Source organism: Spirosoma pomorum (assembly GCF_054776615.1).
The window spans coordinates 69889-86448 of the sequence record NZ_BAAHBP010000001.1; the positions used below are offsets into that span (position 1 = coordinate 69889).

At 53.2% G+C, this 16560-nt stretch carries 10 protein-coding genes; 2 read left to right on the forward strand and 8 right to left on the reverse strand.

Annotated features, from left to right (window positions below):
* Positions 1 to 25 precede the first annotated feature (25 nt).
* From ACYVAD_RS00315 to ACYVAD_RS00325, 3 genes are all read right to left on the reverse strand, one after another.
* Positions 26 to 490: a pyrophosphohydrolase domain-containing protein gene (locus ACYVAD_RS00315; protein WP_461137475.1), complete on the reverse strand. Its 465-nt coding sequence runs from the start codon at positions 488 to 490 to the stop codon at positions 26 to 28.
* 73 nt (positions 491 to 563) lie between these two features.
* Positions 564 to 1127 carry a hypothetical protein gene (locus ACYVAD_RS00320; protein WP_461137476.1) on the reverse strand — a complete coding sequence of 188 codons (564 nt, stop codon included), beginning with the start codon at positions 1125 to 1127 and terminating at the stop codon, positions 564 to 566.
* Positions 1128 to 1295: 168 nt separating this feature from the next.
* Positions 1296 to 2336 (reverse strand): glutamine synthetase beta-grasp domain-containing protein, encoded by a 1041-nt coding sequence (locus tag ACYVAD_RS00325; protein ID WP_461137477.1) that lies wholly within the window; start codon positions 2334 to 2336, stop codon positions 1296 to 1298.
* A gap of 1170 nt (positions 2337 to 3506) precedes the next feature.
* On the opposite strand from ACYVAD_RS00325, the gene ACYVAD_RS00330 reads away from it, so the two are divergent.
* Positions 3507 to 6257 carry a PAS domain-containing protein gene (locus tag ACYVAD_RS00330; RefSeq protein WP_461137478.1) on the forward strand — a complete coding sequence of 917 codons (2751 nt, stop codon included), beginning with the start codon at positions 3507 to 3509 and terminating at the stop codon, positions 6255 to 6257.
* Here ACYVAD_RS00330 and ACYVAD_RS00335 read toward each other — a convergent pair.
* From ACYVAD_RS00335 to ACYVAD_RS00355, 5 genes are all read right to left on the reverse strand, one after another.
* Positions 6254 to 7087, reverse strand: a complete 834-nt coding sequence (locus ACYVAD_RS00335) for an FHA domain-containing protein (protein WP_461137479.1) — start codon at positions 7085 to 7087, stop codon at positions 6254 to 6256. The genes ACYVAD_RS00330 and ACYVAD_RS00335 overlap by 4 nt on opposite strands.
* Positions 7088 to 7187: 100 nt before the next feature.
* Positions 7188 to 11165 carry an FtsW/RodA/SpoVE family cell cycle protein gene (locus ACYVAD_RS00340; RefSeq protein WP_461137480.1) on the reverse strand — a complete coding sequence of 1326 codons (3978 nt, stop codon included), beginning with the start codon at positions 11163 to 11165 and terminating at the stop codon, positions 7188 to 7190.
* A 38-nt stretch (positions 11166 to 11203) separates the two neighbouring features.
* Positions 11204 to 12805, reverse strand: a complete 1602-nt coding sequence (locus tag ACYVAD_RS00345; RefSeq protein WP_461137481.1) for a serine/threonine protein kinase — start codon at positions 12803 to 12805, stop codon at positions 11204 to 11206.
* On the reverse strand, positions 12802 to 14283 hold the full coding sequence (locus ACYVAD_RS00350) for a PP2C family protein-serine/threonine phosphatase (protein WP_461137482.1): 1482 nt from the start codon (positions 14281 to 14283) through the stop codon (positions 12802 to 12804). The genes ACYVAD_RS00345 and ACYVAD_RS00350 overlap by 4 nt, the downstream gene beginning before the upstream one ends.
* A 141-nt stretch (positions 14284 to 14424) precedes the next feature.
* Positions 14425 to 15423 carry an FHA domain-containing protein gene (locus ACYVAD_RS00355; RefSeq protein ID WP_461137483.1) on the reverse strand — a complete coding sequence of 333 codons (999 nt, stop codon included), beginning with the start codon at positions 15421 to 15423 and terminating at the stop codon, positions 14425 to 14427.
* Between the two features lie 181 nt (positions 15424 to 15604).
* Between ACYVAD_RS00355 and ACYVAD_RS00360 the strand changes: the two genes are divergently transcribed.
* Positions 15605 to 16507 carry a helix-turn-helix domain-containing protein gene (locus ACYVAD_RS00360; protein ID WP_461137484.1) on the forward strand — a complete coding sequence of 301 codons (903 nt, stop codon included), beginning with the start codon at positions 15605 to 15607 and terminating at the stop codon, positions 16505 to 16507.
* Positions 16508 to 16560: the final 53 nt, after the last annotated feature.

The following is a 16560-nucleotide window of genomic DNA, read 5'->3' on the forward strand; positions in this document are numbered from 1 at the left end:
TGAAGTAATTCTGGCCGATACCCCATTATTCCAGTATGCCGGCTAAATCAGCGGGTGAGTAGTTAACGCTTTTCAGCGTTTTATGGTCAGCGTCGCGGTAGACAAGGTATTTGCCGTCCGATTCGACGTAATGACAAGGAACTCCCTTCGCCTGATACTGCGCTACCGTTGCTTCAGCATCGGCTACGGTCAGGCAGGCTTTGCTCATGTTCGACCGCTGCACTTCGTCGAATAAGGTTTTGAACTTGTCTCCCAGGCCGAACTCAAGTACCGCGCCGGACAGTACATATTGTAAATCGCAGAGGGCATCCGCTACCGCAACAATATCCTTCTCGGCAATGGCGTCCCGTAGTTCGTCCAGTTCTTCGGCCAGCAGCGAAACCCGCAACTGACAGCGCGCTTCGCCCGGAATCTGTGGTGTATCGAGAACGGGGGCATGAAAGGTACGGTGAAATTCCGCTACCTGATTAAGTGAATCCAGTGGTTGCATGGGGCTAAAATAATCAAACGTCCGACAGGCTGCCCCACCGAACGTTTGGTAAACTCTTCCGGACGGACCGGTTCTAATTTTCTTCGTCTTCGCTCGTGAACGAATACAACGTATCGTCCAGCGACAATGTGTTGTTCGTAAAACCCTGAACGAACTCTTCTACTACGTCGTCCGTGATTTCTTCTACGTTAATGCACACATCCAGACTGATGCCGTATTCGAAATCGGCGTCTACGTCAATGTTTTCCTTTACTTTGACGGTTTCAGTTTCTTCGATTTCTTCGATGATTTCGGTTAGTGCGGTCTCCGCTTCCTCTTCTAATTCAGGAGAAATGGTATAACCGGGCTCCCGATCTTCGGGTGGTACGTAGGTTGGGAAGGTTTTCCGAACTTGTTCCAGCGCCATTTCATACACCAGGCTGCTGTGGTGTAAACGTAGGGTATAAACCAGAGCGTCATAAATAACTTCCTGCCCTTCATAGGTTCCAGGGAACTGAATATGAACACATTCGCCCGATTCGAGTACGTCCAGGTCGTCATCTTCAACGTAAATAAACGACTGTCCTTCCTGACGGCATTCTTCCTTCAGCTCGTTTACTTCTTTAGGATCAAATCCTGCGTTCTTGTAGTTTGCCATACGGCAAAGCTACGGCTTATTCCTTAATCAGCGACAGAAATCGTGTGGCGCATGGACGCACCAACAGGCCCGACTTTCAGGGTGATGATGAACTCTCGACGACCTCAAAAAAGGAAAAGCCTGTCTACAATAACGCAGACAGGCTTTTCTATAGTAACAGTAACTCGCTTAAGCGACTTCTTGAGCGACGTCAGCCGATTTGACAGTTTTGATAATCTGGGCTGCTACTTTGTACGGATCAGCCGCCGAGTTTGGACGACGATCTTCCAGCCAGCCTTTCCAGCCGCGCTCTACCGTAGCGATTGGGATACGGATCGAAGCACCGCGGTCAGACACACCGTACGAGAACTGATCGATCGACTGGGTTTCGTGCTTACCCGTCAGGCGCATTTCGTTATCGGCACCGTATACATCGATGTGGGCTTTAATAACATCGGGCGAGCTGCCAAATGCCTGGCAGATTGTGTCGTAGGTTGCTTTATTACCAGCCGTACGCAATGCCGTGTTCGAGAAGTTAGCGTGCATACCCGAGCCGTTCCAATCGGTGTCGCCCAGTGGTTTGCAGTGCCAGTTGATCGATACGTCGTACGACTCACCGATACGCTCCAGCAGGTAGCGCGCAACCCAGATCTGATCGCCAGCTTCTTTAGCACCTTTAGCGAAAATCTGGAATTCCCATTGACCAGCGGCCACTTCAGCGTTGATCCCTTCAACATTCAGACCAGCATCGAGACAAACGTCGAGGTGCTCTTCTACAATATTTCGGCCAAAGGCGTTCTGAGCGCCAACCGAGCAGTAATAAGGACCTTGTGGACGACTTGGGAAACCTTCAGCCGGGAAACCAAGTGGCTTGTCGATTTCCATATCCCACAAGAAGTACTCCTGTTCGAAACCAAACCAGAAATCGTTATCATCATCCTCGATAGTAGCCCGACCATTTGTTGGGTGAGCCGTACCATCCGAGTTAAGAACTTCACACATAACCAGAAACGCGTTTTTACGCTGCGGATCAGGGCAGATAAAAACAGGTTTCAACAAGCAGTCAGATGCGCCACCTGGAGCCTGTTCGGTTGACGAACCGTCAAACGACCACATAGGACAGTCTTCAAGTGCCCCAGAGAAATCGTCTTCGATTTTAGTTTTAGAACGCAGGCTTTGCGTGGGCTTATACCCATCGAGCCAAATGTACTCTAACTTCGACTTTGCCATGATGTACGGGTGAGTTATCTCTTTTTATTCGGATTGTATTGAATATCCTCAGCAAATATAAAGGCCTTGACAGATATTTCTACCTGCCAATGACTCCCTTCGCCTTATTTTTTATGGTTTCTCCGAAAATATTATACTATTTATTCGTTCGGTACACGATTCATCAGTAAAGTCAGCAAATCTACCTACCATTGGCTGATCGATGTAGTTACATTGTATCACACCTATACAGGAAGATCACTAGAACACACTACATATGCACCAGGATCAATAGACAATCTTGCTTGTGTTTCTCTACGCAGGGAATCATTCGTTGTTCAGAATGGAGGCAGGCTATCCCCCTTAGCCATCTATACCAATAGAGCATTATTAGTAACAACTAGTGAACGGCCTCTAATTGGTATACATTTTGATTTCTCAACTAGATAGAATCTTGTCTGACTGCTGCAATAATTACTGATGTTGTTCGCTTTAAAAGGAACAATACCGCTTAATCAACAAACGTCGGTATAAGCGGTTAAGCTCTGTGCAGGTTTGATTGAAGCTGAGGTAGGCAGATATACTAGAAAAAACGCAGGTTCTACCTACAATAGCACAGTTTGGTCTAATACTTGCCAACTAAGGTATAAGTTACTCATAAATGTATACTTAATCCTATTGTTATATGATCTCAACGATTATCAAGATAGTATCTGGTTGATCCCTGCGTCAGTATTGCAGGTCTTCAGAGAAATCCTTACAGCATTCAACAATGCCAAATTCACCCACGAAAACACTCACTTTTGGCCAGTACAGGGTTCTCGTCGCCATTCGACAGCTCATAACGACTGATCAGTTGGATCTAGTTACTGGCTTTCAATACCCTATGATTAAAAGTTATCTTCATTTTCTACTCAGCAACCAGTTAATAAGTGCAAGCGTTGAACCGAATAATATTCGCTACGAACTAGCAGAAGCAGGGTATCGAGCCATCATGCAATACGAAGCCAGTAATCCTGAATTAGTCATACGCCAGCAGACTGTCAGTTCTGTTCGAAACCACCATTAACTAGCAGCATTACCGAGGAGCGGCTTCAAACAATTTGTGATTCTTCGGTGCATTTCGCGCAAACGGCACTACTTCCCTGACCGAAAGTAAGATATTTGCTTTCCGTTCGACGAAGAACCAGCATGAGTAGTGACCCCAACCCACCGGCCGAAGAACTGGCTCTGGCCAGTGAACGATTTGCGTTAGTAACTAAAGCCACCCACGATGTGATCTGGGATTGGGATATATCTCGCAATACGGTCTGGTGGAACGACAATCTCTATCGTCAGTTTGGCTTCAGCCCCAACGAGGTACCGGATGGCATTGACTTCTGGTACGACCACATTCATCCCGACGATCGGGATCGGATTCGGAACGCTATTCAACAGGCAATTGACCTGAATAAGTCGGATTGGGCCGCGGACTATCGGTTTCAGCAGGCCAATGGCGCGTATGTATCCGTTCACACGAAGGTAGTGCTAGCCGGTAAATATGGGACCGTTACGCGGCTGGTTGGTGCCATAACTGATCGTTCAAAAGGGCAGGAGCCGGAAGGCATTGTCCAGGAACGAACGCTTGCCCTCGAAGGAACGGGCTTTGGCACCTGGTTCTTTTACCCGATTGACAATGTTATGCATTGGGACAGCAGTTGCCGGGCTATGTTTGGCGTGCCGGGTAGCCTACCTATAACACTAGACGTAATACTATCCTGCATCCATCCTGACGACAGAGCCGCTTTTGTCGATGCTTTTCAGGATGCGCTCAATCCCGATAAACAGGCTTATTTCAGCTTCGATTGCCGCATCATTCACCAGCAGACGGGCGAGGTGCGTTGGATTCACTCTCAGGGAAAAGCTGACTTTAACCAGCAGAACGTAGCGTATCGCTTTGCAGGCATTAAAAAAGACATTACCCACGATAAACAGCGGGACGAAGCCCTGCACAATGTCAGCCAGCGCTATCAGGTTGCATTTGATAATGCGTCGGTAGGTGTGGCAATTCTTGATTCCGATGCCCATTTTCAGCTCATCAATAAGACCTTCAGCGCCATGATTGGCTACGAGCAGGACGAGCTGGTAGGCGTCCACTTTTCGACCATAAGCCACCCGGACGAACTACCCCTCAATAGAACGTTGATCAAACAGCTTCGGGATCGCACGATTCCTTCATACGTGCTGGACAAACGCTACTTCCGCAAGGATGGTAGTATTATCTGGGCGCGCCTTAGCTCAGCCCTCGTCTGGAATTCTGACGGCACACCCAACAGCCTGATTAGTATTATCCAGGACATTACGGCCGAGATGCTGGCCCGGCAACAACTTAAAGAAACCGAGGAAAGCCTTCGGATGGCCGTTGAGCTGGCCCAGTTGGGCACCTGGCGTTTTAGTCTTATTAGCGACGATTGGTCAGTTTCCAACCGGGTAAAAGAATGGCTGGGTTTTCAGGCCAGCGAATCGATCAGCAAGGCCGACTTGCTCCAGGGCGTGCCAGACCATGAGCTTTTTGCGGAGTTCGTTGCGGATGCCAGTCAACTCCGGCAGCATCTACTGGATGTCGAGTACAAGCTTACAAACCATAGATCAAAGCAACAGCGGATTGTGCATTCGCGGGGGCAGGTGTTATTTAACGAGGACGGCCTTGCTTATGCGATTGCGGGCACGACTCAGGACGTAACGAACCAGCGCCAGACAGAGCAGGAATTGGAACAGCAGGTTCTGGCCAGGACTCAGGCGTTGCAGCAAGCAACCGACCGGGGTAATAAACAGGCCGAACAACTACGACTCGTTACGGACAGTGCGCTCACAGCTATCAGCCTGTATTTTATCGTTCGCGATGACGTAACGGGCGAGGTGATCGATCTGCGCTACGAATTAATGAATCAAATGGCGCTGCGCCTGACGGAGCGGCAATCCAGCGATCTGATCGGAAGAACAATGCACCAGGTTTTCCCGGGCATTGCCGCCAGCGGTCTGTGGTTGCAGTATAAGGCGTTGGCGGAAGGTGAAAGCGGCCGCAGCGTTCGTTTCCAGAATCACTACGAACACGAAGGCTACGACATCTGGTACGAAGTACAGGGCGTGCGCGAGGGCGAATATATTGTCCTTTCCTTCCTGGATATTACCGAGTTAAAGCTGGCCCAACTGAAGCTGGAAGCCCTTAACCTGGATTTGCTACGCTCAAACGAGAACCTGCAGCAGTTCGCCTACGTAGCTAGCCATGACTTACAGGAGCCCCTGCGTAAAATTGAAGCATTTGGCAACATTCTGAAGAGTCAGTACGCCGATACGCTCTCCGAAACGGGCGTTGACCTACTGACTCGAATGCAGACTGCCTCAACCCGGATGGCAATCCTGATCAGAGATTTGTTAGCGTATTCCCGTTTGACCAGCAATCAGCAGACTCAGAAACCCGTCGCACTGGACCGGGTACTGGATTGGGTGTTGAGCGATCTGGATGTAGCCATTACGGAGTCAGATACGGTGATCAACCGGACTCCCCTGCCCACCGTAACCGGCGACGAATCACAGCTCCGGCAGTTGTTTCAGAATTTGTTATCGAATGCCATTAAATTTCGTCGGCCGGACCAGACGCCCACTATCACCATTGCGGTCGATCAGATCCCCGCCGAGGAACTCCCAACGGCAGAACGACCGACCCGGCTTGCCGCTTCGTATTATCGAATTCGGATTTCGGACAACGGGATTGGCTTTGATGAACAGTATAGCAGTCGCATTTTCCAGGTCTTTCAGCGACTACACAGCCGTAGTCAGTACGCCGGTACGGGTATTGGACTGGCCATCGTGCAAAAGGTAGCCGAAAACCATAATGGGATGATCTCCGCTACCAGCGAACCCGGCGAGGGGGCTACCTTCTCGGTTTACCTACCCGCTTAATCCAACAAAAAAAGCAGGCTGACGGCTCCCCCCAGTTCAATTTGGTCACCATCCTGCAGGGGATAGCTTAATCCGGCAATATCAGCCCGCTCCAGTTGGTCGTTCGCGCGGAAAATCTTGGTCTTGTTACCACTGGCCGGTAAACCGCCCGGATCAACCAGTAACACGTAGCGTTGTTTGACCGCGTCGTATCGAATGGTTGCATGCGACCGGCTCACGGCTCCGTTGTTACGTCCCAGTTCCGCATCAAAACCGGGCTCGTCGGGGTTCAGAATCACAACATCGTTCGTTCGCACCCGGCCCGAAGGGGTCTCCGCGGTTTGCCCCCGGCCAATGCAAAAACTAGTCTTTTCAGCTGGGTCCAGCCGGTATTCAGGCTGAGCCAGTTGTCCTTTAAGCGCCCGAAGCCGAGCAACAGGCGTATGGCCATCGGTTGGCGTATCTTTCCTGACAACAGTCAACCCCACCTTATCCTGTTGGTAGGATACTGTTGGAAGCGATCCGGCCACTAGTTCGTGGGTCAGTGACCAATTGCCGGGTAACGTAATATAGTTGTCCAGTAAGAGTCGGTTCAATTCCTGCTGGAACCGGCCTGGTTGATTCTCCCACAGTGCCACCCGGAATTCATCAGCCTCTTCGGGAGTCTGGTAAGCAACAAACAGGCGTAAACCGGTTATCGCCGAAGCCGACTCGTTCTGGTAAGGGCGCAGCTTGTCTACGATGAAGCGAAGTATTTTATCGCGCTGTATTGCCGCCGGCGGTGGCCCCGCACTGACCTGCGTGGTTTGGGGCTGCTGCTGCCCAGTGGGTCCCGACTCAGCTGATGTCACCTGGTTAAGGTCAGTAGTATTTTGCTCGTAGGATGTAGCTGCGGGAGCGAACCCAAAAACCTCTTTTATTTTTTCCAGAATCCTCATCTCGATTTTCGGCTTAAAAAGTCCCCAGATACCCACGTTCTTTCAGAATCGGTGCAACAACGCTATTGGCTAGTTGCACAGCGTCGCCGGATGACTCACCCAGCTCGATACGTATACTTACTACCGTTCGGGAACGACCGTCTGGTGTTGGAGCAAAAAATACGTACCAGCCATCGTTTTGCCGGACGCCCCGCACCATTCGTTCTGGCGTTCCGGTTTTACCCGCTACGCGCGCGACGCTGATTTTCGAACGCCCCGTATTCGATTGATCAATCATGAACTCCGTTAGCTCCTGCGCGTAAGCCGGTTGTCTGGCCAGTCGTTCCCCAGCCGCTACCGGCTGCGCTTTCCTAGCCTGAGTCAGGACGTAACGGGAGGGCTGTAACACACCTTTATTCGCAATTGCCCCCGCCATCCGGGCCAGCGACGCGGGTGTGGCCGTTAGTTGCCCCTGCCCCCAGGCCAGTCCCGAAAACTCGCTCCGGTACCGACGCGGGTATTGCGTTCCTTTGTATAACTGTCGCCGGACAGCGAAAGCGGAATCCTGCCAGTGTTTGCGGATTTTCAGCTTCTCCTCGTCAGTATGCGTGTCTGAAAACGAGTACCCACCCACAAAGTCGATGTTCATGCCCGTGGCCAGGTACAGATCCGCCAGCTGGGTATCGAGTTTTTCTTCGTTGGCCAGGCGGATGAAATAAACGTTACTGGATCGGACGATGGCTTTCCGCATATCAACCGATTCATTGCAGGGCTCCGACTCGCGGGCACCCCGTCGAATGATCTCGTCGCAGCCAATCTGGTAACTGGTTTGGGCCGCGGCAATGCCCTCTTTATTAAATGCCGCCATGGCCGTCAGGATTTTCGCCGTCGAGCCGGGCGCTGTCGGATAGGTCATACCCAAATCCCGCTCAGTCACCAGATACGACAGTTTCTGACGATCCCGGTCGGGTAAGAGCATGGCCTCCGGCGTTTTTAGATTCGGTAGCGGGTGCATCGCCGACGCCAGTACATCTCCAGAACCCGCATCCAGGACAACCACGGAAATACGTTTGTTCCGGTAACCGGACCGGGCCAATCCCTGTTGGATAGCGACTTGGAGCTCGGCGTTGACGCTCAGTTTCATATCCCGGTTCTGCGTTTTACGCTGGGCTACCTCCCGGCTATCAAGGCCAGCGCGCAAGGCTGGAGCCAGTTCACTATAGTCGTACATCGCCAACGCTCGGGTCTGCTCTACCGACGGGCTAAACCGATCTGCCCGGTAGTCAGTTGCCACCAGTTCACTTTTACGCGGGCGACTGTTGAACCCACGTAATTCGCTCAGGTGGGTTGCTTCGGCGTAGTACCCATTGCTCTGTCCCCAGAAAAGCTGGGTATTTAGATCGCCTACCCAGAAAAACAACTGTTCACCAAATGGATAATACCGCTGCTGCCGTTTCTGAGTGAGAGTCGTCAAATCAGTTGCTTTGAGGCCGCTTTCCCGCAACCGGGGGGCCTGTCTGGTCACCTCGCCCGGTGTGCTGGTGGCCAGCACCAGTCCGTTTCGATCATAGATCGTACCGGCGGCCAGTTCGCGCACCAACCGGCCAATACGGGGATTGTAGCTGTACACAGGATCGCCATTCCGGGTAATAACCCGCGCCGGTCGAACGACGTACTCGCTGCCTTTCCAGCCAATAATGGGCAGCAATCGACCAATCAAAACCACCACACCGATCAGAAAACCAGCAATCCCAGCCATCAGCACCAGATCGTAATGTTTTTCCAGGTACTCGCGCTGAGCAGCCTGCCCCGGCCGGCTGGCCACGCCGAACACGATGCCCATCGCCACAAGATTAATGATCAGCGAGATTTTGCCGTAGCTCAGAAACGGAACGCTGATCCCCGTTAGGGGCAACAAACCAATGGAGCCACCGGCAATGATCAGGAACTGGACACCCGTCGCAATAGCGATACCGGCCACCAGGAAAAAGCTGAACGGCTGACCAGCGCGCCGGGCGTGCAGAAAGGTACGGTGCAGCAAAATACCGATTAGGATAAAGACGCAGATTACGCCCAGTCCACCCAGTTCTTCGCCCACACTTGGTAAAATCATATCGGTATGCGCGGCAGGCATGGCGTTGGCAAATCCTTTCCCCAATCCCTGCCCTGTCCAGCCGCCCGACGAGAGCGTCCAGAACCCGTGCGCCAGGTGGTCGCCACCGTACACATCGTTGTTCCAGGGACTTAGCCACATGGCCTTTCTGTCAGCAAGTCGGTCACCGACAAAAGGCAGCAAATCGCCGAACGCAAACATGGCCATCACCAGCAGCAGCAGCACGGGCGCTTCGGTCAGCAGGGCAGCCCAACCCAGGCCCGACTGAGAGCGAGCCTGCCCGGTAAAATATAAATAGCCAACCAGTGACAGCAGCGCGACCAACGTAGCAATAGCACCCGGCAGCAGCCATAAGGCCAGCCCGTACCCCAGTCCCGTTGCCAGCGTTACGGCCAGATTCCCCCGGGCAATGCTATAGAATAGCAGGAACGTAAAGCAAACGACCAGCGCCGGCCCCATATCGCCCAGCAGCAGATACAGCAGCATCAGCAGACCCGCTCCTGCCAGTGCGCCAACGCTAACCGCAAAGCGCCAGCGCAGGTCCGGCAATTGGCGTATCTGCTGCTCGTTGGCGGCAAAGAAACCCGCAAAAAAGAGGAGCAGCAGATACTTTGTGATTTCGCTGGGCTGGAACGTCAGTCCGAGAAGCGACAGATTTACACGTACACCACTACCTTCCGGGCCTGTCCCGGCGAGCAAGGTTAGTAACGCCAGTCCGATGGCCAGCACCAGCCAGGTCCAGCCCGACAATCCGACCGAATTACGGGTTCGGTACGTAGCCAGCCAGTCAAACCGCCAGTCGGCGTAGAAACGGCCAATATTCAACTGCGATACAAGCGCCATTCCTACCAACCCCAGCGCAATACCCTGCATGGTCTGGCTGGCGTACAGAATGTCCTGCAACGGGTTCTGAATAGCGAGCAGCGTCAGCACCGACAGACCCGTCAGTACCATCAGGATGGGCAGGAGCAACGGGTCGGTCTGAAACCGACGTAACGTCCAGAATCCCTGCACTGCCCAGAATAAACCTAAAAACAACGTAACAATCCCCCAGAAACGCCAGGTAAACGCACTTGGTGACCGAACCAGCAGCGCGTGATCCGTTTTAAGCTGACTGTATACGGTCGTTCCAATAAGTCGGATCTGGTGAGGGTGCGCCGTGAATGTATAGTTTTCACTTCCCATCAACCGGCTCGTCCCCCGACGGCTCCCGAACTCATGACCCGGCTTGAGCGGTACGACGCTGTACCCCGCATCTTCCGCCAGACCGGTAAAGGAAAAACGGCCTTCAGCATCCGTACGAGCGTACGTCAGCAAGTCGGGCAACGTATCGGGCTGGGCCGTGGCCGGGTGACGTTTCAATTGCACCAGTACGTCGCCCATTGGTTCATTGTTGTACTGCACCCGTCCGGTGATTTCCGCGTCGCCCTTACCCGTGCTGACGGAACTGGCGTACTGACGAGGATTTTTCCGCTCCCGGATGTACAGCACCGAGTCAAATCCCATCTGCTCGCGTGATACCTGCAACCGACTCTGAAAATCAGCACCACCGATAGTGCTGCGCCAGGCAACGGGGGCCACTATCGAAAACTGCCGTTTGTTGATCGCCCCCAGATTATCCGGTGCGTCGTTGTGAGCTAATTTCGCAGCCAGCGAATCAGCTACTAACCGGGCGTCGCGGGGATCAGTGTAGTAGTTACCCGTTAGTAGTAGCTTCTGAATGGCCTCGGGCTTGAGCGCCGGTTCCAGAATCAACGCCCGACCGGCAGCCGTGTCCTGACGGGCTTTCTGTAAATCGGGCAGTAAGTTGACGTATAAACGTACGAACAGCAGTAACAAGACAACCGTTACGGCGAGCAGATAAACGCGGTTGGACGTCGGGGGTGAATTCGTGGGCAAACCAGCTGATTAAGTTTGATGAACGTTAATGATATCACTCAACGCGGCATGTCCGTTTCCTGGACGGTGTCAGCTTTAGCGGTCGAATCAATCGATACGCTTGAATCAGTAGGCACTTCACTATCGACTTCGGGCACCGTTTGCACGTCGAGCAAGCGAGGAATACTCGGCGACTCGTAGCCAATGATTTCGCACCGAACCTTCGTACCGCGGTCGCTGTTGGGTGCGGCCCGCATGGGCGAGGAAGTCGGCTCTACGTTGTTGAAATAGACCCGTTCGGATTTGTAGACCCCTCCCTGATCTTTGATGTAGTCTACCCGCACCAGCACGTACGTAAAGGAAATCCGGCTGGGGTTACTCAATTGCAGCTGCAAGTCCTTGATGCCGCCGAATAATCCTACTTTGAAGTCTGTCGCTTTTACAGACAAGCTTTTCACGGCCGCCATAGCTTCCTGACGTAATTTCTCCTGTTCTTCGGCTTCTTCCTCCGCCCGACGTATCGAATCGGCGACGGGATCACCGGTCACCAATTCGTCGTTCACCGGGCCATTCATCAGTGTTTTCGTTTCAGCCTTGTCGGCTTGTCTGAAAGCATAGTATAGTCCGGCTACGCCCAATAATACCGCCAGCGTCAGGGCAATCAATTTCGGCGTAGTCCAGAACGGCGGGGCCTCACTAACTGGAGTAGTCGATGTGGTGGCCTGTCTGGGTTCGGACGCGGCAGCGACCGTCCGAACCGGCGCAACCTGGGTTACATTCTGCTCGATTGGGGTCGGCGACACGGATGTGCGCCGGGCCTGTAACAGTGCCAGTTCGGTTTGTTTGAGCAACCAGGTCAGTTCATCGGCGTCGCGGAGCCGGGCGTTGGCGTCTTTCACCAGCAGCGGTTCAACCGCGTTCGTAAAGGGCGTCAGCGATGGATCGACCGTAGCCAGAGGCACGGGCGTTTCGGTTAACACCTGCGTCATGAACGTAACGATGCCCGCATGCTCGGCCATGCTGAAGGGCACCCGCCCCGTCAGACATTCGTACAGCACGACGCCGAGCGAATAGTAGTCTGTGGCCAGTCCAACGCTCTTGGGGTTATTGAACTGCTCGGGCGACGCGTACTCGTAGGTTAGCAGCGATTGACCCGTAATGGTGCTGGACTGCTCATGCAGCCGGGCCACCCCAAAATCAGTCAGCAGAAAATGCAGTTCGCCACTGGGTAGCAGTCGGTAGAGAATATTTTCCGGTTTGATGTCGCGGTGAATGATCCCGGCCGCGTGAATGGCTTTGAACGAACTTGCCATCTGCAATCCCAGCCGAATAACCGTGGCATGATCGAGCCGTTCCTGTTGCTGCAACAGATTTCGTACGCTGCCACCCTCGATCAGCTCCATCACAATATACGGCATCTCGGCTTCCAGCTGCACCTCACGTACTTTCACGACGTTAGGATGCTGAATGCCGGTCATAATTTCCGATTCGCGCTGAAACCGCCGGAGCGTTTCGGCGTCGGTATTAAGGGCAAAGTGTTTGATTGCCACCAGATCGCCCGTTGCCAGATGCCGGGCTTTCAGCACTCGGGCATTGCTACGCCCCAGTTCGCCCAGGATTTCATAGCCCGGAAATAAGGTACTAAATGGAACGGTGGTCATCGTGAACGTTTTGATTTAACGGGTGCAACCACGGGCTCTTTGACCGTCAGGGAAATCACCGCATTCGGAATACTATCTTGCTGCACCGTCGCCAGCATTGGTTTGTCAACGTCAGCGAAGTACAATTTCTTGGCAATGAGCTGCCCGCCACTGGCCGCTTCGATACCAGTTCTGAAACCGCTGATCACCAGGTTTTCCAGGCGAACGGCTCCTGACCGGTTGATCTGCACGGCCACCGCAGCCTTTGTCGAGTCGATCGGCATGAGTACGGTTAGCTGCCCATCGCCAATGACGGCCAGCATCGAATCTGTCAGAATTAACGGTTCCCGGAGCCAAAACGTATCAGCGGGTAACACGAGTCGATGGTCAGTACGTTGGTAAGCGGCCAGTTTGAGCGAGTCCAGCAACGTATCGGCCGCCGTAAAGGCCGCATCCGTGGGCGTTACCGCCGTGAAGCCCGTTACGCGGGCGATACCTTCGTTACTGATCTTAATACTATCGACTGCAACGGGGCGCGGAGGTCGGCTGGTTGGTTGATTCTGGTACCAGATCAGCCCCAGAATGAGTGCCACCGCCACCAGTGCCCCCAACCCTAAACCCCAGCGCCCGGAACCAGACGCTTTTTCGGGCTCAACCGGGGTTGTTAATACGGCTGCTGTCGTATCAGCTGGCTGTGGATGTTGCTCCGCCAAGGGCGCAGCCTTATTAACCACGGGTGCGGTTACTTCGCCCATGTTTAGCGCCAGCACGATCGTAATGTTGTCCTTACCGCCCTGCTGGTTAGCGAGCTGGATCAAATCCCGAATCTGCTCCTCGGGCGATAGGGGGCGGTTCAAAATTCCCCGGATCTGCGATCGGGTTAGCATATCGGTCAGGCCATCGCTGCACAGCAGCAACAGATCGCCCGGCAAAAAATCGGTTTCGCCCGAATCCATAAACTCGGGATCGTCAATGCGATGCATCCCCGAGCCTACGGTACGCAGTACTACGTTCCGGTGGGGGTGCTCCATAGCCTCTGCTTCCGAGAGCTCATTGGCGTCTTCGCGCTCACCCACCAGCGAGTGATCCAACGTAATTTTTTCGAGTTCGTCGTTCCGGTAGCGGTACATACGCGTATCGCCCACGTGAACGTAATACACCTTTCCGGCAGCAGCGTCAGCAAAGGCCGCCGTCAGCACACAGCACATCTGATCCAGTTCCGGTTTCTGCTGCCGCTCGGCGTCAATCTGGTTATTGGCAAACACAACGGCCTCGCGCAGCATCGTCAGCGTATCGCCTTTGGGCGTTGCCATGTACTGCTGAATGGACTCCTTGGCAATTGCCGATGCCCGTTCGCCACCCGCGTAGCCACCTACGCCATCGATCACAACCAACAGCGCGCTCGTTTCTGCCCAAAGTGGAGTACAGATAAACGTATCCTGATTATCCTGACGACGTTTGCCGACATCAGTCTGGCCGGCGATGGTTAGTGTATGCATGCAGAAACAGCTAAAGTTGATCGGGTAATCTGTTGATCACAGTACCCGCTATGTTAACGGGGCAGGTCCTGAAAATGCCGGATCATCAGAACGATGACCAGCAGAAACAGCACTCCCACCAGCAAAAAGTCGATCATTGCCTTACAGGTTACGGCTGAACTGAAGCGTGACCATGCTGTTCAGCAGGATCTGCGCTTTGTCGGGCAGTTCGTGCCACTGTGGATTGGCGGGTTCGCTCCGGGGAACCACGCGCTCATTAATACGGGTCTCGTTCCGGCTGAACGAGGCCAGTTCAAACCCCTGCGTCGTTTCGTTATACCGAATCCGGGCGTGGGGGTTTGATACATAGACTGATTCCAGCAGCAGATAGTTTGAAAACTGTTGGTTGTCGGCCTCTCTACGGGCAATCACAATCTCGCGGTCACGCATCAGGTAGATTGCATCCTGATTCTTGTCGGATACGTAATACTGGATCTGCGCGAGTCCGTCTTCCAGACTGCGCGGCAGCGGTGGTCGCTGGTTTACAGTGCTGTTTGCCTGACCAATCGGTTTTACCGGTGTCTCGAACGAAAATTTAACCACGAACGCACCCGGCTCCCGAAAGTCAATGTGTTGAAACGCCCGCTGGTCGACATCAATTTTTTCGTAACGGTTCGTCTGCTGAACCCGCTGCGTTACGTGCATGGGGGCCGCTCCTGACGCCATGGCCTGATTTCCTGACAAGATTCCGGTGAGGGCACCCACTACCCGAACGTCAGCCGGCTCCACCGCTTCGCCATTGAACTCACGCCCAGCACCAAATTTAAAAAACCAGCTCGACGCAACCGGAGATACTCGACCGTAGTTGGCTTTGTAGGCATCAACAACCTGATTAAAGGCACTGACAGCTTCGTTGACAATGACCGGAAACGCGTTTAACCGATCCTCGTAGACATCCGGGTGCAGAATGATCAAGAAATGCGCGTTAAAGAGCATGCTCGCCCCTACTGATTCCCGCGAAATGGAATCCTCGAAACAGGCAACGAGTTCGTTTAAGATACGGGTGTTGGTAACGGCAGGCGCTGGGGTCGCTGTTGTCTGGCTGGGGGGAACAAGCAGGTCACCCAACTTCCGGAGCCAGCCACCGGACTGATTGGCCATATAGAATTGGATTACGGACAGATTGCCTTCCTAACGATGCACTCTTCCGGTTTCGTTTGAGGTCAGGAGTGCTTTTATTGTAAGCGTTTCAATGGGGCCTTTGTTTACCCACACCGCTCCTCTACCCAACGTACTGGCGAATCCCGACTGCTGGTTTCTTTGAATTTTGTAACTTCGTGGTATGATAAGCACCGAGTCGATCGAAGAGTTTTACCAGAAGAAGTTCAACTGGATGCCTGATAACCTCCAGTACGATCTGTCACATTTCAATGTGTTCCGGCTGGAAGACTGCTTTGTGCCGGGGGCACCACCCATGAATTACAGCCGCCGGGATTACTACAAAATTTCGCTGATCCGGGGCAAAAACGTGTATCATTACGCCGACAAAAGCATCGAGATTGAAGGCTCTACGCTGATTTTCTTCAATCCGCAGGTGCCCTACACCTGGGCATCGTTATCCGATGACAAAACGGGCTTCTTCTGCATTTTCCGAGATGCGTTCTTCAACGAGCGGATGCGGGGCAGCTTGCATGAACTGCCTATGTTTCTACCTGGTGGCAAACCGGCGTACTCGCTCACACAGGAACAGGATGAACAGATTAGCCAGCTGTTTCAGAAAATGCTGGACGAAATCAATTCGGAGTATCGCTACAAGTATGACCTCTTGCAGAGCTACCTCACCGAACTGATCCACAGCGCGCTGAAAATGCGCCCGTCGGAAACGCTGTACCAGCATCCTGATGCCAAGTCGCGGATGACAGCGGTCTTTACGGAATTACTCGAACGGCAGTTTCCAATTGAATCCCCCAGCCAGCGCTTTATGATGCGGTCGGCGAAAGATTTTGCGGATCATCTGTCCGTGCACGTCAACCACCTCAACCGCTCTATTCGGGAAACAACCGGTCGTACTACCACTGACCACATTGCCGGACGTATTCTGAGCGAAGCCAAAGCGCTGCTGAAGCATACAGACTGGAACGTTGCCCAGATCAGTTACAGCCTTGGCTTCGAGGAACCGGCCCATTTCAACAATTTCTTCAAGAAACAGACGCAGCTTACTCCTACCGCCTACCGAATTGTTTGAATTTCGCAAGTATCGGTTTGTCTGACGCAAGCCTTGCCCGTCCCGGTCCCACT

Coding starts and splice junctions, on each gene's coding strand:
- ACYVAD_RS00315 (WP_461137475.1), bottom strand. CDS start 490: ATGCAACCACTGGATTCACTTAATCAGGTAGCGGAATTTCACCGTACC.
- ACYVAD_RS00360 (WP_461137484.1), top strand. CDS start 15,605: ATGATAAGCACCGAGTCGATCGAAGAGTTTTACCAGAAGAAGTTCAAC.
- ACYVAD_RS00325 (WP_461137477.1), bottom strand. CDS start 2,336: ATGGCAAAGTCGAAGTTAGAGTACATTTGGCTCGATGGGTATAAGCCC.
- ACYVAD_RS00330 (WP_461137478.1), top strand. CDS start 3,507: ATGAGTAGTGACCCCAACCCACCGGCCGAAGAACTGGCTCTGGCCAGT.
- ACYVAD_RS00355 (WP_461137483.1), bottom strand. CDS start 15,423: ATGGCCAATCAGTCCGGTGGCTGGCTCCGGAAGTTGGGTGACCTGCTT.
- ACYVAD_RS00345 (WP_461137481.1), bottom strand. CDS start 12,805: ATGACCACCGTTCCATTTAGTACCTTATTTCCGGGCTATGAAATCCTG.
- ACYVAD_RS00350 (WP_461137482.1), bottom strand. CDS start 14,283: ATGCATACACTAACCATCGCCGGCCAGACTGATGTCGGCAAACGTCGT.
- ACYVAD_RS00320 (WP_461137476.1), bottom strand. CDS start 1,127: ATGGCAAACTACAAGAACGCAGGATTTGATCCTAAAGAAGTAAACGAG.